Source organism: Cellulophaga algicola DSM 14237 (assembly GCF_000186265.1).
In the GTDB taxonomy this organism is placed as follows: Bacteria; Bacteroidota; Bacteroidia; order Flavobacteriales; family Flavobacteriaceae; genus Cellulophaga; species Cellulophaga algicola.
The window spans coordinates 956,448-974,978 of the sequence record NC_014934.1; the positions used below are offsets into that span (position 1 = coordinate 956,448).

Below are 18,531 nucleotides of genomic sequence, written 5' to 3' on the forward strand. Positions count from 1 at the left end.
TAGGCTTAGTATATCTACTACTAAAAAAACAATATATTTAAGAAAACATAGAAATGTAAGAAGTACAATTATTTATTTTCCAACTAAAATAAGCTCCTATTATGCAAACTCTTTTTGTATTTTCGAAGGATGAATAACAAGTTTTTTTTACATTTCATCTTTATACTCTTCCTCACTTGTTATCAATCTGTTTTTGCTATTGATTTTATCAGATTCAAAAAGAAAAACAGCAGCCTACCTCTTACTGAAAATACTAATGATTCTCTGAAAATTATAAAAAAACAAATTGGCGCTTTTACAAAAAAGAAAGAGTATGCCAATGCCATTCAATATTCTAAGAAATTATTACAAGCGGCCAAAATAAAGTCTGACACCAGTACTATTGACAATGCATACTGGCGCCAAGCTTTTTATTTTGATAAACTAAACCAGTTAGATTCTTCTTATTTTTATTACGATAAATCTTACACTTATAATTTAGCCCTAAAAGATACCGTCGTTGCTGGAGAACGATTATTGGGTATGGCAAACATTCAAAAAAGCTTAGGAGATTATACCGGAGCCCTGATCACTGCTATTGACGGATTAAAATATTTAGAAAATTCTTCAGCGTTAGAAGCTACGATTGGACTTTACCAGATTATAACCGTTTCTCAAAAAGAATTGGGCAACCAGGAAGAAGCCCTCCGTTGGAATAAAAAAGCTTTTGATATCCTAAAAAACAATCCAAAGGCAGAAATTTCACCCTCTAGCATTCATATCATTAACATTACGAAAGCAAATATCCTCGCTGAAAAAAAAGAGTATCGTGCAAGCATTCATATTTTAGATAGCATTGCCCAGGAAACAGCCGGGAAAAACCTCTTTGAGTTTTCTAGAGCTATTTGCAATATGGGCCATTTTAAATGGCTAGAAGATGCCAACAACCCAAAAAGTGAAACGCTACTTTTAGAATCTTTAAGAATCCGGACTTCTTTGAATACCTCTAGCGGATTGTTCTCTAGTTACATTCACCTAGCAGAATTCTATTTTAATACTAAAAAACCAAAAGCTTTGGGGTATGCACAACAAGCTTTTCTGCAATCAGAAAAACTAAACAATCCTGTAGCTACGCTAGAGGCTTTAGACCTAATTTTACCCTTAAAAAAAGAATTACACCTAGATCTTTCTAATGAAGCGATTACCTATTCTAGGATACAAAGTCAATTAGAAAAATCAAGACAAGCCGTTCGTGCTATCTATGCTGCTACCAGATATGATCATGATGCCTTAGAAAGAAAGAACCTTACCTTACTTGCCCAAGTGGCCACTAAAGAGAAGCAAGGCATTTTGGCACTTTCTGCTGTAGTTTTCCTTTTAGGTGTTATTGGTTTTGTGATCTATTATAAAAATCAGCAAAAACAAAAAGAGCAGCTAGAAATGGCGTATAAGACAGAACTGCGATTGTCTAAAAAATTACATGACGAATTGGGGAATGATATTTTTTATTTGATGACACAAGTACAAAAAGAAGCTACAGATGCTTCTGCCTCTAAAAAGGTACTCATCTTAGATGGCTTAGATAGTATTTACCAACGAATTAGAGATATTTCTAAAGAATTTACGGCTATAGATACCGGTAAAAACTTTGGTAAAGAATTTTTCGCACTTCTTAATTCCTACAGTTCTGCAAACACGAAATTAATTACCAAAGAATTAAACGATGGCTTTTGGGACGAAGTAGCTCCTAAAACTAAAATTGAACTTTATAGAGTGTTGCAAGAATTACTCGTCAATATGAAAAAGCATAGTAAGGCCTCATTTGTCGCTATTACTTGTGTAAAAAACGATAAAGAGGTCATGATTAAATATGTAGATAATGGCATTGGTTTTAATAAAAAAGAAAGTTTTTCAGGAAATGGCATCAAAAATGTGGAAAACCGCATGGATGCTATTAAAGGAACTATTAATTTCGACTCCAAACCAAACGAAGGGGTTACCGCTACCCTAACGTTTACCATTTAAATATGTATATGCAATTGGATAGAATTTTTGTATCAGAAGATATAGACAGTAATAACTTAGGGGTTACCACTACGCTACAAAACATGGGATATACCCAGATTGGTCATTCTCAGTATTGCGATGATGCACTCTTAAAACTACAAAAGGCAATACTAGATGGTAATCCTTATGATCTTCTGATTACCGATTTGTCTTTTGAAAACCCTAGATCGAAGAAAAAACTTCAAAACGGACAAGAACTTATTGTTGCCATAAAAGCCATACAGCCTACTTTAAAAGTGATTGTTTTTTCTGTGGAAGATGATCATCATACCATCACTACCTTATTTTCTGATCAAAAAATTGATGCCTATGTTTGTAAAGGACTAAACGGCCTTAGTGAGCTTCAAAAGAGCATTAAAGCCATCACCAAGCATGAACAATATACGTGCCCTATAGCTACCGCCGTATTGCAACAAAAAAATGTTTTAGCCTTAGATGATTACGACCAACAGCTCTTATCTTATTTATCTAAAGGATATACCCAGCTTGAAATAAGTACCCTACTTAAAGAAAAAGGCATAAGTCCAAATAGTGTGCGGTCTATTGAAGGTAATATTAGTAAATTAAAAGATTATTTTAATGCGACAAACACCACGCATTTAGTTTACGTAGCCTCTAGTCTAGGGCTTATATAAGTACTTAGATTACCTTTTACCACATACTTCTGTTCATCTCTCTACTAGATATGCACACCAATTCTAAAGAAAAGAGACGTATCCCACTTCTAAAAAGTACTGCTGTGAGGTGCTGAATAGCAAAAATCGGTCAATCTATATAATTTTTGTTGCCTTTGACTTAGAATCAAGAAGACCTCATCTTCACTGCTATTGCTTCTTATTATATTTACCGCACTAAGCCAAGCACTTCTACGCTCCTTTTTATATGATAAAATGAAAAGAAAAATCACCTTAAAACAAATTGCCGAAACACTTAATGTATCTATAGCTACCGTATCTAAGGCATTAAAAGATAGCCATGAAATTAGTGTGAAAACCAAAGCGATTATAAAAAAATACGCAGCAGAACATAATTACAGACCTAATACGGTGGCTCTAAATTTGTTAAATAGGCAGACCAAAACTATTGCCGTAATTCTACCTACGTTCCACAATAATTTTTTTGTAAAAATCTTTAACGGTATTGAAGAGACGGCCAATAAAAAAGGCTATAAATTAATCGTAATTATTTCTAATGGAGAACTAAAAAAAGAAGTAGAATCTATTGCGATGCTAGAAAATGGTACGGTAGATGGTCTTTTAATTTCGCTTTCCGAAGAAAGCCAATCGCAGCAATACTCCCAACACCTGCAAAGTTTTATAGATATAGCTGGGCCTATTGTCATGTTTGATAGGGTGAGTGATGCCATTACCTGTGATAAAATAATCATTGATGATTTTAATTGCGCGTATAATGCTACTGTTCACTTAATAAAAACAGGGTGTAAAAATATCGCCATTGTCAGTGTGCTACATGATTTAGGTATTGTCAAAGATAGAATTAGCGGTTATAAAAAAGCTTTAGAAGACCACAATATTCCTATTAATGATAAGCTTATTAAGTTGATTAAAAAAGAATATGATTTTGAAACAGAAATAAAAACCCTGTTAGATTATACCACTATTGATGCTATTATTGGTTTAGAAGAATTTTCTACTATAGAAACCATGGTAATTGCCCAATCTAGAGGATATAAAATACCTGAAGAGTTATCTTTTGTAGGCTATACCAATGGCAATCTCTACAAGTATGTGACCCCGTCTGTAACCTGTATCAATCAACACGCGAATTATATTGGTAAAAAAGCTACCGAAAAATTAATTGCGCGTATTGAAGAAAAGGAAACAGATACGACTGCATTTGAAACCAAGGTGATTAAAACCAATTTGATCTATCGAAATTCTACCCGAAAACTATAGTAATTTACTTATTCTGATACAAATCTTCATACAAATTAGGTGAAGATTGTATAAATAGTTCTTTAGATATTTTATCTACCCACCGTTTGCTGATGGTATCACTTAGTTGTAGTCGCGCATCTATATTTTTAAAGGTGGAATTATCTTTCCACATAGGATGTGAATCCCAATGGCAATTTATGTAATGCACTGCTTTTACCACATCTTTGTTGTCATCTATCGTTTTAAAGAAAGGTACAAACCATTTTTGCCACGCTTCTTCTGCTTGCTCGGGATTACTCAATTGTGTTTCTATGGTATTGCCTGTTGCCTTCGCATCTTTCCCTGAAATGGTTGGCGATGCTTCCGCTATAAAAACAGGCTTTCCTTTTTCACGAGCAAAAGCAATCATTTTTTGATCTTCCCACCTATTAAAGAATGAAAACCCTAACCAATCGACATACGCATCTCCTGGGTACCAAGATTCTAATTCTTGTTGACTCTGAGACATAAAGCCTGTAGATTGCCAAACATATGCCGTATTGGTAACGCCTTCTTTTCTCAAAATATCTACCATACGCTTGTAGGCTTTCAGGGTCTGTTCTTTATCATAATGATTCCATGGTTCACCATCAAATTCATAAGCAATCCTTAAGAACACAGGTCGCTTTCCTAAAGATTTTAGAAATTCTGCTAGTTTATAGGTGAAGTGGTCATGGGTACCATCGGCTATTTTTTCTTCATGATTTACAAATTGCAAACCTATAGCCAATGCCATATTTTCATAGGCTGGCGCTGCGAGTTGCAAACTTGCATTATAGTCATTATCTCCCCAATCTGCAGTTTCGTACAAACCATCCAAACCCTCTTGAATTCTTCCAAATGATTCTTCTCCTGGGTTAATATTGGTATAGGTCGTCCAGCCAGCAGGTTTTTGAAAATGATCTAAATACCCGTCATTATAGGCCTCTAAACCACCTACCGCTTCTAGTTCTTGCCCCACAAAGATCAAAACACCGTCTTTTGGCTCAAACTTCGCTAGTTTTCTTTCATTTTTTGCAGCTGGTACTTCTGTTACTAAATCCTTCTTATCTGTACCGTTTTTACAAGAAAAAAGTAACACTGCACTCGCAATCCATATACTATAGTTAAATTTCATAGATTTATTTTTTAAATGCTATTCGTGGTCTTCTAAAGGTTTGTATTCAAACCAATCAAAGTCTGCTTGTTTATTATTTGTTTTCAAATCTTGACAACACATCCCTACAAAACATCCTGTAAATGCAGGTCTGTAGCGCTCACTTCCTTCCCGCACATAATCATCGGACAGAATGCTCATATCCAATACCGCTCCTATAGGTTGAAAATCTATTTCATTAGTACTAAAACTAAATTGAAGCGCATCATGAGCTATTACCGCTCTCAATACTATAGGAATTCCGCTAGGAATAGTGAGGCGTTGTTTTTGCTCTATAATTTCAAAGTTATCAGAAGTAAGTACGGATACTACTTTTTCTCCTTCCTCCATAGAAATATATAGGTAGTGGTAATGTCCTGTATTGTAATACACGATGAGACCTGCTAATTGCTGAAAATTTTCAGGTTCAAATTCTATTCTTGTCTGTACTTCTGCATTAAAATGCTGAAGTCTCCTAGCGATCAAAGCTTGGGTATGAGTAGAGCTTAAAGATTCTTTTCCTTTAAGTCGTACATACCCTTTCCGTTCTGTTAAGGAAAACCAATCTGGAGTCTTGGGTACCCGCAAGGACTGAAAATCAAGACTCAATTCTTCAGTTTCAAAATTAGCTCTTAGCTCCGTTTTTTTTAGGCTAAATTCTGGAAGGTTTGGAGTAGGAATTACAAGCCTAGGAAGACTGGTTTCTATTTTTAAAACAGGCCAATCCTCTTTCCATACCAATTCTTCGATAGCAGTTTCTCTTCCTAGAATACAAGGACCTAATTTTGTTAAGGGCCTACCCACAAGAAAAACAATGTACCAATCTCCATGAGCTGTTGCGACCATAGAAGCATGACCTGCTTTTTGCAACGCATGGCCTGGATAATTTCTTGTAGTTAGTATTGGGTTATTTGTATTGGCCTCATAGGGGCCTGTGATACTTTTAGAGCGCATTACTGTAGCCGCATGACCATATTCCGTACCTCCTTCTGCCAACAGCAGGTAATAATATCCATTACGTTTATAGAGATGCGGCCCTTCCGACAAGCCTATCTCGGTACCTTCGGTAAGGTAAAAAACTTCTCCTATTAATTTTCTTTGTTCTAAATGAAATTCTTGCAGTTCAATACCGCCAAAAAATTTGCCTTTCCTATGATCTACCAACATAGTGATAAACCATGTTTTAGCGCCATCATGAAAAAAAGAACCATCAAAACCCGAAGAATTTAAATACGCAGGCTCACTCCATTCTCCTAAAATATCTGCACTGGTCACCACATAATTGGGGGTATCTTTCCAGACACCATCAAAAGATTTTACATTGGTATATACCAAATAAAACAAACCATTATGGTACGACAAGCAAGGCGCCCAAACGCCACAAGAATCAGGAACCCCTTTCATCTCTAATTGTGAAATACGATCTAAGGGATGTGCTATTACCTCCCAATTTTTTAAATCTTTTGAATGGTGAATCTGCACTCCTGGGAACCATTCAAAAGTAGATGTAGCGATGTAATAATCATCGCCTACACGACAAATGGACGGATCTGGATTAAAACCTTTAAGAATAGGATTGGTAATATAGCTCATGTTCAGTTGTACTATTTAGAGACTAAGTCTAGTTCTATTTGTTCCAAGGTTTTTCCTTTGGTTTCCGGTAGTTTCTTTAGCAATATTAAAAAGCCTACTATCGCGATTACACCATAAATTAAAAAAGTAAATGCATTTCCGATGGTTGCCAATTCCCAAGGAAAAATTTGAGTGACCAACCAACTTATTAATCCGTTTAAGAAGCCAACAAAACCAATCATTAATCCACGGTATTTGGTAGGAAAGAGTTCTGATAACATCACCCACATAACCGGTCCAAGAGAAAAAGCAAAACAAGCAATAAAGCCTAGAACACCTATCAAAACAAGCGTTGCGTTCATACGTGTTGCAGCTTCTAAAATATCGCCTTCATGCTTCGCGTAGACTTGATCGCCCAGCGCGGCTTTCATCGCATTTTTAAAAGCAACATCACTCGTAAATACGGTATCCTCCAAGGGTTCTATATTAGAAATATCCATAGGACTAAGTGTGGTTAACGTTGCCGCAGTTATTTTATACGTTGCATTTTTAAAGCCATAGGCGCAGAGAAGCATGCTTAATGCAATACCTCCAACTCCAATGAGCAATAAGGGTCTTCTTCCCATTTTATCAATTAAGAACATGGCGATGACCGTAAAAACTACTGTGGTAAAACTTAATAAAATACCGGAGGCAAAAGAAGCGTCCGTTCCTATACCTGTTTGTTTAAAGATTGCGGTTGCGTAATAATAGATAGCATTAATTCCAGTAATTTGTTGGAGGATCCCTAAAATGACACCTATGGTTAACACTATTTTTAAAGAAGGTTTGAAAATTTCTTTGAACTTAATTTTTTCATCAGAATTACTATTTGCTAAGCTCTTAGTTATAGCTTCTGCTTCTAGTGCTGCTTTTTCTTCTCCGTATAAGCTTACCAGTGCCTTTAATCCTTGTTCTTTTTGATCGTTGGCAAACAACCACCGTGGACTTTTAGGCACAAAAAACATTCCTATAAAATAAAGTAGTGCAGGTAAAAGCTCTACTCCTAACATCCAACGCCATATGGTATCTTCTGTTAGAAAAGTACTTGTTCCTGAGGAGAAAGTATCATTGAAATAATAGTTACTTAAAAAGGCGGCAAAAAAACCTAACACAATATTTAATTGCTGTACGGATACCAACTTACCCCTATTGGCTGCAGAAGAAATTTCGGCTATATATACGGGTGCAATAACCAGTGCGGCGCCAAAGGCTACCCCACCTATCATTCTAGCAATGTACAACATCTCATACGAAATGGAAAAAGCAGATAATACAGCCGATAAGGCATACAGAAATGCGACAGCTAGCAATACACTTTTACGTCCCACGACATCACTCAATTTACCAGCAATTAACATGGCAAACATTGCGGAGAATAATGGCGAACTAGGAATCCACCCTTCTTGAAATTTAGTTAAATTAAATTCTGGGGTCACATAATTCATTACTCCAGAAATAATCCCAGCATCAAAACCATATAAAAACCCTCCTAGGGAAACTACTATTGCGATAAGAATTGATTTCTTCATGTATTGGCTATTAAATTCCCCCTGCAACAGGAAACTTCAATCCTGTTTGCACTCGTACTTCATCTACAATGGCGATTAATTCTAAACTGTTTTCATGAGACCATATGCTACTCTCTATTTTATTATTTTGAATACAAGAATGGCACTCTTCTATTTCATAGGTAAAGCCTTTGCCCAAGGTTGGTAGCTGAAATTTTTCTTCTTGATCATTTCTAGTAATGCTATACCCCTGCGCTTCATGCCAAATAGCATCAATAGTAATATAACCTTCTGTACCACTAATGGTAGGCGTCATTGGAGTAGCAGACATAAAACTACTATGATGCACAGCTTGTGCATGATCATACTGTAAAATAACGGCGGTCTGCTGATCTGCTCCTGTTTCAAAAAAGCTAGAAGATGCCAATATTTTTTTAGGTTTACCAAAAATCATATAGGATAGAAAAAGAGGATATACTCCCATATCTAGTAATGACCCTCCTCCTAAATTCAAATCGGTCATTCTACTCCCTTTAGGTATTTGCATCGGAAAAGCAAACTCTGCATTCACATAGTTTACCGTTCCGATAGCGCCATTTTGCACCTTAGAAAGCACTTCTTTAAACGTAGGATTAAAACGGGTCCAAAAAGCTTCCATAAAAAATTTCTGCGCTTTTTTTGAAGCCTGAATCATTTGTGAAGCTTGACTATAATTTAAGGCGATAGGTTTTTCACACAATACATGCTTGCCGTGTTCTAAAGCTGCAATGCTCAATGCTGCATGAAAATTATGAGGCGTAGCTACATATATGATAGCTACATTAGGATCCTTGAGGAGCGCATCATAATTTCCATAAGCCTTTACCGCCTTATGTGCACGCCGAAACTCTTCGGCTTTTGTACTATCCCGTGATGCAACTGCATAAATTTCAGCATCTGCTACCAACGCTAAGTCCTCACAAAATTGATGTGCAATACTTCCTAATCCTATAATTCCCCATTTAACATTCCCCATCTTCAAATCTATTTTCAACTATTAAAATTTAACGCTGATGTATCCTCTATCTAATAAAGCTTAGCCTTTGCGCTTTATTACTTTAAGTACTGCTGCTATAATGGCTTTATCATTTAAACCATATTTCTCCATTAATTGCGCTGGCGTACCCGATTCTCCGAACGTATCCTTAGTCCCTACAAATTCTTGTGGCGTTGGCAGTTGTGTGGTTAATAAGCGGGCTACACTTTCTCCTAATCCGCCTAGTATATTATGCTCTTCCGCTGTCACAACGCAACCTGTTTTCTTAACTGATTTTAGTATTGCGGCATCATCTAAAGGTTTTATAGTGTGGATGTTGATCACCTCAGCACTATATCCTTGTTCTTCTAAGGCTTCTGCTGCTTGTAGCGCTTCCCAAACTAAATGCCCTGTAGCTACAATAGTCACATCTGTACCTTCTGTTAATTGTATGGCCTTTCCTATTTCAAAGGTGCCTTCTGGCATAAAAACAGGCACTACAGGCCTTCCAAATCTCAAATAAACTGGACCATCATAATCAGCTATGGCTATAGTTGCTGCTTTTGTTTGGTTGTAATCACAGGTATTAATTACCGTCATTCCCGGTAACATTTTCATTAGACCTATATCTTCTAGAATTTGATGCGTGGCACCATCTTCTCCTAAAGTTAACCCTGCATGGGAAGCGCAGATTTTTACGTTTTTCCCAGAATATGCAATAGATTGTCTAATCTGATCATAAACCCTACCCGTAGAAAAATTAGCAAAAGTTCCTGTAAACGGGATTTTACCGCCTATGGTTAATCCTGCAGCAATCCCCATCATATTGGCCTCTGCAATTCCTATTTGAAAAAAACGTTCTGGATTCTCTTCTATGAATTTTTCCATTTTTAGAGAACCTATCAAATCTGCACAAAGTGCAACCACATTAGGGTTGGTTCTTCCTAATTCTGCTAGGCCTGCTCCAAAACCGCTTCGGGTATCTTTTTTTTCTGTGTATGTATATTTTTTCATGCTATAATTTCAATAATTGTGTGTCTAGCTGATGGATTAATAATCGCCTATAGTTTCTGGATTCTGTGCTAAGCCCTTTGCTAACTGTTCATCATTAGGTGCTTTGCCATGCCAAGCATGCGTATGCATCATAAAATCTACGCCGTTCCCCATAACCGTATGAAGGAGCACACATACAGGTTTTCCTTTTCCTGTTCTAGATTTTGCCTCTTTTAATCCTGCTAGAACAGCTTTTAAATCATTGCCTTCTGGAATATCTAAAACATCCCAACCAAAAGCTTCAAACTTTGCCTTAATGCTACCCATAGGCATCACTTGCTCTGTAGCACCATCTATCTGCTGCCCATTTAAATCAATCGTTGCAATTAAATTATCAACCTTTTTTCCGGAGGCATAAAGAATTGCTTCCCAATTCTGGCCCTCTTGTAATTCGCCATCACCATGTAAGGTGTATACCAATTTAGTGTCCTTATTTAACTTTTTCGCTTGTGCAGCCCCAAGTGCTACAGACAAGCCTTGACCTAAAGATCCTGAAGCAATACGCACTCCTGGCAAACCTTCATGCGTGGTTGGATGCCCTTGCAGGCGTGTATTTAATAAGCGAAACGTAGCTAACTCTGCTACCGGAAAATATCCTCTGTGTGCCAATACGCTATAAAAAACAGGAGAGATATGTCCATTAGATAAAAAGAAGAGGTCTTCCCCTACACCATTCATGGTAAAAGGTTCTTTTAAGTCCATCACTTCATTATATAATGCGACTAAAAATTCGGTACACCCCAAAGAACCTCCAGGATGTCCTGAACTTACTTTATGTACCATTCTTAAAATATCTCTCCTAGTTTGAGAAACCTGTTGTTCTAATTGTTCTATTTCCATGTTTAATTTCCTTTTTGGTAATCTGCTAGAAACTGTGCTAATCCACTATCGGTAAGTGGGTGTTTTAGTAATCCTGAAATTGCGGATAATGGTCCGGTCATTACATCAGATCCTATTTTAGCACAATTAATAACATGCATTGTATTACGAACAGAAGCAGAAAGTATTTGCGTACTAAAATTGTAGTTATCATAAATAAGTCTAATCTCTGAAATAAGATGCATCCCATCGGTAGAAATATCATCTAACCTTCCTAAAAAAGGAGACACATAGGTAGCTCCTGCTTTTGCAGCTAACAAAGCTTGCCCAGCAGAAAATACTAAGGTTACATTAGTTCTAATACCTTTGTCTGAAAAATACTTACACGCTTTAATACCATCTTTAATCATAGGTAATTTAACCACAATTTGTGGGTGCAATGCGGCTAATTCCTCTCCTTCAGAAATCATGGTTGCATAATCTGTTGCAATTACTTCTGCACTTACATCGCCTTCTACCAAAGCACATATGTCTTTATAATGTTTTAAGATGTTTGCTTTCCCTGTAATTCCTTCTTTTGCCATTAAAGAAGGGTTAGTGGTTACACCATCTAATACGCCTAAAGCTTGAGCTTCCTTAATCTGTTCTAAATTTGCTGTATCAATAAAAAATTTCATATTCCTTTTTAAAGTTGATTATTTATGAATCTATAATTTGTAGTTCGTGAGTCTGTAGGATTGTTTCAGAAAAAAACTTTTATCAACAGTCTCCTCCTACTTACGCTATACCTTGTTTTGCACCTTCTAGGGAAAATCTTACAAGATAATAGGTGCTAAACACCTCTCTTTAGCCGTATAAAATTAGCACCATAGCTAGCCAACCTCCAAATAAAAATGAGTTTTGAGCGGTAGCGATTTCAAATTTAGCCTTGTCTTTTTTTCCAAAAAAAAGTCTTACGTACAATCATTAGCGCCCTAAGGACAACTTTACAGCGGTGTAAGGCTATTTTGAAAAGATGATTTACGTAAAGGTTTACGTAAATTCTTTACAATCTTCTAAAAAACAAACAAGTGATACGCATCGTAGAAAGGAGCTAAAACCCCAAGATTAAGCCTCCTTTTTTAGCATGTTATTTTCTACAGAAATTACGTACAAAAAAAATACTACCCAAGCTCAAAAAGACTGAATACCCCTTTAAACACCCTAAGTGCAACAAATGTTTCACTGTTTGCTTCAATCTTAGTATCCATTTATACCCTCAAAAAAATACCTTTAAAAAAATATTTAAACGAAATAGAATATGCTAAGAATTGCGCCCTTATTTTTAATGTTCCTTACCTTTTTTAGTTGTAAAACGGAGAAAAAAGAAGTAGAAAACCAAACGAAAGAACAAACACCCATCAGCCTAAAAAATGCTTTTGCTGATGATTTCTATGTGGGAGCGGCCATTAATAGTAGTCACATAAATAAGACCGATACACTTGGTCTTAACCTTGTTACCAAAGAGTACAATACTATTACCCCTGAGAATATTATGAAATGGATGTATCTACATCCTGCAAAAGACACCTTCTTTTTTGACGAAGCAGATGCTTACGTAAATCTTGGACTAGAAAACGATATGCATATTGTTGGTCATACCCTAGTATGGCATAGCCAAATTGCAGATTGGATGAATACCATAAAAGATAGCACGGAAATGGCAACTATTATAAAGCATCATGTGAAAACAATTGTCTCTCGCTATAAAGGCAAAATAGATTCTTGGGATGTGGTAAATGAAGCTTTAAATGAAGATGGTAGTTTTAGAACATCACTATTGTACAATGTAATGGGCGATAGCTATTTAGAAATTGCATTTACGGAAGCTGCGAAAGCAGATCCTGAAGCTTCTTTGGTGTACAATGATTACAACTTATGGAAACCTGAAAAAAGAGAAGGCGTTGTACGTTTAGTAAAAAAATTACAAGCTAAAGGTGTTAAGATTGATGGCATTGGAATGCAGGGCCATTATTCTATTCCTGGGCCTACTCTTAAAGATATAGAAGATAGTATTGAAGCTTTTGCTGCATTAGGGGTGAAGGTCATGTTTACAGAGCTAGATATTACTGCGCTCCCTAACCCTTGGGAATTAGACGGAGCGGCCGTAGAACAAGACTATTCTACATATGAAGGTGATATTACGATGAATCCTTATGCTGATGGAATGAATGATTCTATAAATAAGGCACTCTCTGTTAGATACAAAGATTTATTCTCCCTCTTTTTAAAACATAAGGAAGCTATAAGTAGAGTTACTTTTTGGGGCGTAACAGATCGTGAAACTTGGTTAAATGACTGGCCAATAAACGGGCGAACAAATTATCCGCTTTTATTTGATAGAGCCTACCAACCTAAGGATGCATACCACGAAATTATTGCGCTAAAACAAAATAACTAACCAATTCTATTCTTACAGAATTTTGTAATTCTCTGATTCCTATGAGTTCAAACTCGCAAAAACTTAGCACCTTAGAAAAAATAGGGTATGCACTGGGAGACCTTTCTGCCAATCTTATTTTTCAAACCTTAATGACTTTCCTTGCTTATTTCTATACGGATATTTATAAAATCCCGACAGGAACAGCAAGCGCCATTATATTTTTCGTTGGCTTATTTGCTGCTATTATTTTCAATCCGATTATAGGAGCTTTGGCTGATAGGACAAAATCTAGATGGGGTAAATTTAGACCTTGGATTTTATTTACTGCCGTTCCTTTCGGAATTATCTCAATCCTTACCTTCAGTACGCCCGATTTTAGTGATCAAGGAAAAGTTATTTATGCCTTTATTACCTATACTTTACTCTTGCTGTTTTATGCTGCAAACAACTTGCCTTACTCTGCTTTAAGCGGGGTAATTACAGGAAACATGGCAGAACGTAATAGTATTTCATCCTACCGATTTATTGCTGTAATGGCAGCGCAATTTATGATTCAAGTGTTGTTATATCCTGTAGTAAATTATGTTGGCGAAGGTAACCAAGCTATAGGAATGGAAAAAGTAATGACCTACCTAGCTATTATAGGTACTGTACTATTACTAATTACTTTTTTTACTACTAAAGAGCGTATTGTTCCTAAAGAGGAAAACCAGTCTAGTATAAAAGAAGATGTAAGCGATTTAGTTAAAAACAAGCCTTGGTTGATCATGCTCGTTTTAACTACCCTAGTTTTTATCTCCTTGGCTTTAAAAGGCGGAATGTATATCTATTATTTTGAAAACTATGTAAGTGAACCTGATCTTATAAATTTCTTTGAAAGTATTGGAATATCAAACCTAGATGATGCCCCAGGATACGGGTTTAGTGTATTTAATGCTGGTGGAATCATCTTTATGATTATAGGAATTCTATTCTCTAAAAAATTAGCCGATACCTATGGTAAACGTGATGTATTTGGAGTAGCATTATTTATAGCCACATTATTTATCGTTGTGTTCTATTTCTATCCTCCTGATGCCATCATTCTTATGTTTTCTACACAGATATTACATGGCTTCTTTTACGGTGTTACTATACCTTTATTATGGGCTATGATTGCAGATGTTGCCGATTATTCTGAATGGAAAAATAACAGAAGGGCAACCGCAATTATATTTTCTGCAATGCTCGTAGGCTTAAAATTAGGACTCACCTTTGGGGGTTCTTTTGTAACGCTACTCTTAGGTCATTTTAATTATGACGCTGCACTAGAATTACAAGATATAGAAACCATAAACGGAATTAAAATCTCTATGAGTGTCTATGCTTCCATACCATTTTTCTTAGGGATTATCCTCCTGAAGTTCTATCCTATTAATAAAAAGATGGAGCTTATTATTGAAGAAGATTTAAAACAACGAAGAATTAGTACAACAGAATAAAAAAAGTCATGCCAGAAGAATCTATTGAAAACATTAATTTTGATGCATTAAATGCCAAAGCAATTTCTCAACCCTTAGTAGACCATATGTATACTGCAGACCCGTCTGCACACGTATTCAATGGTAAAATTTATATTTATCCCTCTCATGATATTGATGCAGGCGAAGCATTTGACGATTTAGGTAGTCATTTTGCTATGGAAGATTACCATGTGATTTCTATGGATTCTATAACTAGTGAAGCAATAGATCATGGTGTTGCTTTGCACGTAAATGATGTACCTTGGGCTAAAGAGCAAATGTGGGCTCCAGATGCGAATGAAAAAGACGGGAGCTATTATTTATTCTTCCCTGCTAAAGCACATGATGGTATTTTTAGAATTGGAGTAGCCATAAGTAATTCTCCTACGGGACCTTTTACAGCACAACCAGAAGCTATTAAAGATAGTTTTTCTATTGACCCTGCCGTTTTTAAAGATGACGATGGTAGCTATTATATGTATTTCGGAGGTCTATGGGGCGGACAATTACAACGCTGGAGAACTGGACAATTTAATGCAGAACAACCCGATAGCCCTACCGCTTTTCTTCCTGAAGACCATGAACCGGCACTACTCCCTTATGTCGCCAAAATGACAGATGATCTATTGGAGTTTTCAGAAAAACCTAAAGAAATAGAGCTTTTAGATGAAAATGGAAACTTACTATTAGCTGGCGATAATGATCGACGCTTTTTTGAGGCTGCCTGGTTGCATAAATACAATGGAAAATATTATTTCTCTTACTCTACAGGCGATACCCATTTTATATGTTATGCTATGGGTGATACTCCATACGGCCCTTTTACCTACGCAGGTAGAATATTGAATCCTGTAGTAGGGTGGACATCTCACCATTCTATTTGTGAAGTAGAGAATAAATGGTATTTGTTCTACCATGACGCTAGTTTATCTAAAGGAGTTACCCATTTAAGATCTGTAAAAGTGGCAGAAATAACATATCGAGAAGATGGTAGCATAGAAACTTTAGACCCTTATCGCGATTAGTTTTTCTGAAAAACACGCACATAGTCTATACTTAAAATGCCGGATACTGCGAAGCAATTTGCGGTACCGGTAAATTACCTCTTACTGAAAGATTCATTACCAAATAAAAAGTATCATTAAAAGGATACGGTTGTCCATTTGTCTTTTAGGGAGCGAGTGTATGGTAAGGCTGGTTATTAAGTTACCAAGTAATTTTATTTTCTTCCCAGATTATGGAGAATACATGATATCCTGCGGTAAAATCTTCTTCAGGAGTTTTGGAGTATACCGAATTAAATTGATGGCTCACTAGATTACGCCCGTAATCCGCAGTTCCTAATAGTTCTGCTGGCCCTGCCTCCTAGATACTCCATAATATCTATTTAGCCACCATTAGGCCACCAAGCGGCAGGATCCTCAACAATGTATTCTTTAATAAACAACTACAATGCCGCCCAAGTACGCATTGCATTAGGCATAGCCACTCTAATAGCTCTTGGCTATATTGGAATTCAAATTTATCAGCAGTATGGATTATTGTTGAAATATACTTCTAATCTGATACGTTATCTTTTATAGCGGTAATGACTAAATTCCCACTTTTAAGCGCATGATTATTTTCCGTATACTACTGTAGTTCATTATTTCCCCACCCGCATAAATTTGGACAACCAGTACCTTTATGAAAACTCCAATTTTGATTCGTCAAGGTAGCCGCATCAAATTCATCATTCCATCGCAAAACATACCCCTCATAAGATTAAGGAGCATCATAGCCACTTTCTGGAAGTAATACGGTTCCTGAAGTACAGGGCTCACTGCTAGTGCCACCACAATTTATTGTTGTCTCTAAACCATTTATAATGCCGTCTAGGCACGTTAGTACCGTTCCTGGAATCACTGGAGCGCTGTCCTCTTTGTCCGTTGACGAAGAGCAAGCTATTATGAGGAGTGCTACGCTTACTATTAAAATACTATTTTTCATAATTAAAAATAAAAAAGCCGTCAAAAAGTTAACTTTTTTGACGGCTCGTTATACGTGATTGTTTCTTAATTTAAACCTTCTAAGAATCCTATGTACCCTAATTTCTTATCATAATTTTCATCAAATAATAGTGGCCAATCTGGAACACCATGAAACTCTAATAACCACGATTCATTATCTCTTAATCCCCATACCGTTAGGGCAAATTTATTGTCAATAGGAATAGCGTTATAAATTTGCACTACTTCTTTAAATTTTGCTTGTTGCTGTGCTCCTCTAGCGCTAGACAATTCCATAACAGCTTCATCTTTTTCTGGATTAGTGCGTATATCAAGTTCTGAGAAATGCATCAATAAGTTTCTAGACACGGTACCATTTACCACTGCTTGGATCTCTGATGCAGCAGGACCATTGTATGAAATGTGCATTTGTGCACCAGCACCATCAATTAAATCTCCTAAGCCATCTATAAGATTAAAGATTGCAGCCCTTTTTGAAGCACTCGAAGCAAAATTATAATCGTTATAAAAAAGCAAGGCGTCTGGATCTGCATTTCTAGCAAATTGAAAACATTTTCTCACATAATCATCACCCATTCTATCTTTAAAAATAGAACCTCTTAAAGCATTTCCATTATCATCTGCAATTGCTTCGTTTACCACATCCCAAGAACGTACTTTACCTTTAAAATGATTCATTGTGGTTGTAATATAATCCTCTACCATAGCCTCAAATTCTGCATCTGTACCCGTAAAATCTTCTACCCAACTAGGAGTAGCATTATGCCAAATTAATGCATGACCATGTACATTCATATCGTTTTCTTGAGCAAAAGCAACGATAACATCTCCTGCAGAAAAATCATACGTATCTTCTGATGGGTACATTATATTCATCTTCATTTCATATTCAGAAGAAAGGTTATTAAATTCTTGCTTTAATAGCGCGGTATGTTGCCCACCTCCATTAATGTAACTCGCTCTTGTAATCATCCCTACAGAAAAATCGGTTGCTGCATCTTTTAAAGTACCTGAGCCTGAACTACACACTCCGTTAGGACAAATACCACCTTCATCTACTAGAATATTTTTACTGGCAGATGTACTTCCAGCTGTATTGGTTACAGTAAGTGTTACCGTATACTCTCCTAGTGCATCATAACGAACTTCTTCTTTACCTGAAGCATCATTTACAGTTGCACCTCCTTTTCCAAAGTCCCACACACTTGTATATTCTCCTGAACCTACAGTGGTATTATTCAAATAAACAAGATTCCCGTCTGTTTCTGAGACTTCAAAATCAAAACTAGCTTGTATTTTATTAATTGGAATTATTGGCTCTTGGTCCTCTCCAGAATCCTTATTACTACAAGATACTGCCACGAGAAGTAAAAATGTAGCTACTAAAAATTTAGTTATTTTAATCATTGTTATTTTTTTGTTGATATATTAATCTTTATTTTCTTTGATTGCAACTACATAAAAAGTAGTT

15 protein-coding genes are annotated in these 18,531 nt (G+C 36.3%); 6 read left to right on the plus strand and 9 right to left on the minus strand.

Annotated features, from left to right (window positions below; all coding sequences use genetic code 11):
- Positions 1-129: 129 nt before the first annotated feature.
- The 3 genes from CELAL_RS04175 to CELAL_RS04185 all read left to right on the plus strand — a co-directional run bounded on the left by CELAL_RS04175 (position 130) and on the right by CELAL_RS04185 (position 3,962).
- Positions 130-2,004, plus strand: a complete 1,875-nt coding sequence (locus CELAL_RS04175) for a sensor histidine kinase (protein ID WP_013549661.1) — start codon at positions 130-132, stop codon at positions 2,002-2,004.
- A gap of 14 nt (positions 2,005-2,018) precedes the next feature.
- The gene (locus CELAL_RS04180; protein ID WP_169311397.1) at positions 2,019-2,681 is read left to right on the plus strand and encodes a DNA-binding response regulator; all 663 of its coding nucleotides are present in this window, start codon (positions 2,019-2,021) and stop codon (positions 2,679-2,681) included.
- Positions 2,682-2,936: 255 nt separating this feature from the next.
- Positions 2,937-3,962, plus strand: a complete 1,026-nt coding sequence (locus tag CELAL_RS04185; protein WP_013549663.1) for a LacI family DNA-binding transcriptional regulator — start codon at positions 2,937-2,939, stop codon at positions 3,960-3,962.
- A gap of 4 nt (positions 3,963-3,966) precedes the next feature.
- Here the strand turns inward: CELAL_RS04185 and CELAL_RS04190 are convergent, their stop codons facing one another.
- The 7 genes from CELAL_RS04190 to fsa are packed head-to-tail and all read right to left on the minus strand — an operon-like array spanning position 3,967 to position 11,804.
- On the minus strand, positions 3,967-5,100 hold the full coding sequence (locus CELAL_RS04190) for a glycoside hydrolase family 26 protein (protein WP_013549664.1): 1,134 nt from the start codon (positions 5,098-5,100) through the stop codon (positions 3,967-3,969).
- Between the two features lie 18 nt (positions 5,101-5,118).
- Positions 5,119-6,711, minus strand: a complete 1,593-nt coding sequence (locus CELAL_RS04195; protein ID WP_013549665.1) for a glycoside hydrolase family 43 protein — start codon at positions 6,709-6,711, stop codon at positions 5,119-5,121.
- Positions 6,712-6,722: 11 nt separating this feature from the next.
- Complete coding sequence (locus CELAL_RS04200) at positions 6,723-8,261, minus strand: MFS transporter (protein WP_013549666.1); 1,539 nt, start codon at positions 8,259-8,261, stop codon at positions 6,723-6,725.
- Positions 8,262-8,271: 10 nt separating this feature from the next.
- On the minus strand, positions 8,272-9,273 hold the full coding sequence (locus CELAL_RS04205; protein ID WP_245529677.1) for a Gfo/Idh/MocA family protein: 1,002 nt from the start codon (positions 9,271-9,273) through the stop codon (positions 8,272-8,274).
- Between the two features lie 42 nt (positions 9,274-9,315).
- On the minus strand, positions 9,316-10,269 hold the full coding sequence (locus CELAL_RS04210) for a transketolase family protein (RefSeq protein WP_013549668.1): 954 nt from the start codon (positions 10,267-10,269) through the stop codon (positions 9,316-9,318).
- A gap of 36 nt (positions 10,270-10,305) precedes the next feature.
- The gene (locus tag CELAL_RS04215) at positions 10,306-11,148 is read right to left on the minus strand and encodes a transketolase (protein ID WP_013549669.1); all 843 of its coding nucleotides are present in this window, start codon (positions 11,146-11,148) and stop codon (positions 10,306-10,308) included.
- Between the two features lie 2 nt (positions 11,149-11,150).
- Entirely contained in the window at positions 11,151-11,804 is a 654-nt protein-coding gene (gene fsa / locus CELAL_RS04220) for a fructose-6-phosphate aldolase (RefSeq protein ID WP_013549670.1), read from the minus strand.
- A gap of 623 nt (positions 11,805-12,427) precedes the next feature.
- Here fsa and CELAL_RS04225 point away from each other — a divergent pair.
- The 3 genes from CELAL_RS04225 to CELAL_RS04235 are packed head-to-tail and all read left to right on the plus strand — an operon-like array spanning position 12,428 to position 16,076.
- A complete protein-coding gene (locus CELAL_RS04225; protein ID WP_013549671.1) occupies positions 12,428-13,567 on the plus strand; it encodes an endo-1,4-beta-xylanase in 1,140 nt (379 codons plus the stop codon).
- 41 nt (positions 13,568-13,608) lie between these two features.
- Entirely contained in the window at positions 13,609-15,030 is a 1,422-nt protein-coding gene (locus CELAL_RS04230) for an MFS transporter (protein WP_013549672.1), read from the plus strand.
- Between the two features lie 8 nt (positions 15,031-15,038).
- Positions 15,039-16,076: a glycoside hydrolase family 43 protein gene (locus tag CELAL_RS04235; protein ID WP_013549673.1), complete on the plus strand. Its 1,038-nt coding sequence runs from the start codon at positions 15,039-15,041 to the stop codon at positions 16,074-16,076.
- A 739-nt stretch (positions 16,077-16,815) separates the two neighbouring features.
- Here the strand turns inward: CELAL_RS04235 and CELAL_RS04240 are convergent.
- Together CELAL_RS04240 and CELAL_RS04245 are read right to left on the minus strand one after the other, a co-directional pair.
- Positions 16,816-17,040, minus strand: a complete 225-nt coding sequence (locus CELAL_RS04240; protein WP_041557509.1) for a hypothetical protein — start codon at positions 17,038-17,040, stop codon at positions 16,816-16,818.
- A 65-nt stretch (positions 17,041-17,105) separates the two neighbouring features.
- Positions 17,106-18,467 (minus strand): endo-1,4-beta-xylanase, encoded by a 1,362-nt coding sequence (locus CELAL_RS04245; protein ID WP_013549674.1) that lies wholly within the window; start codon positions 18,465-18,467, stop codon positions 17,106-17,108.
- Between the last annotated feature and the right edge of the window lie 64 nt (positions 18,468-18,531).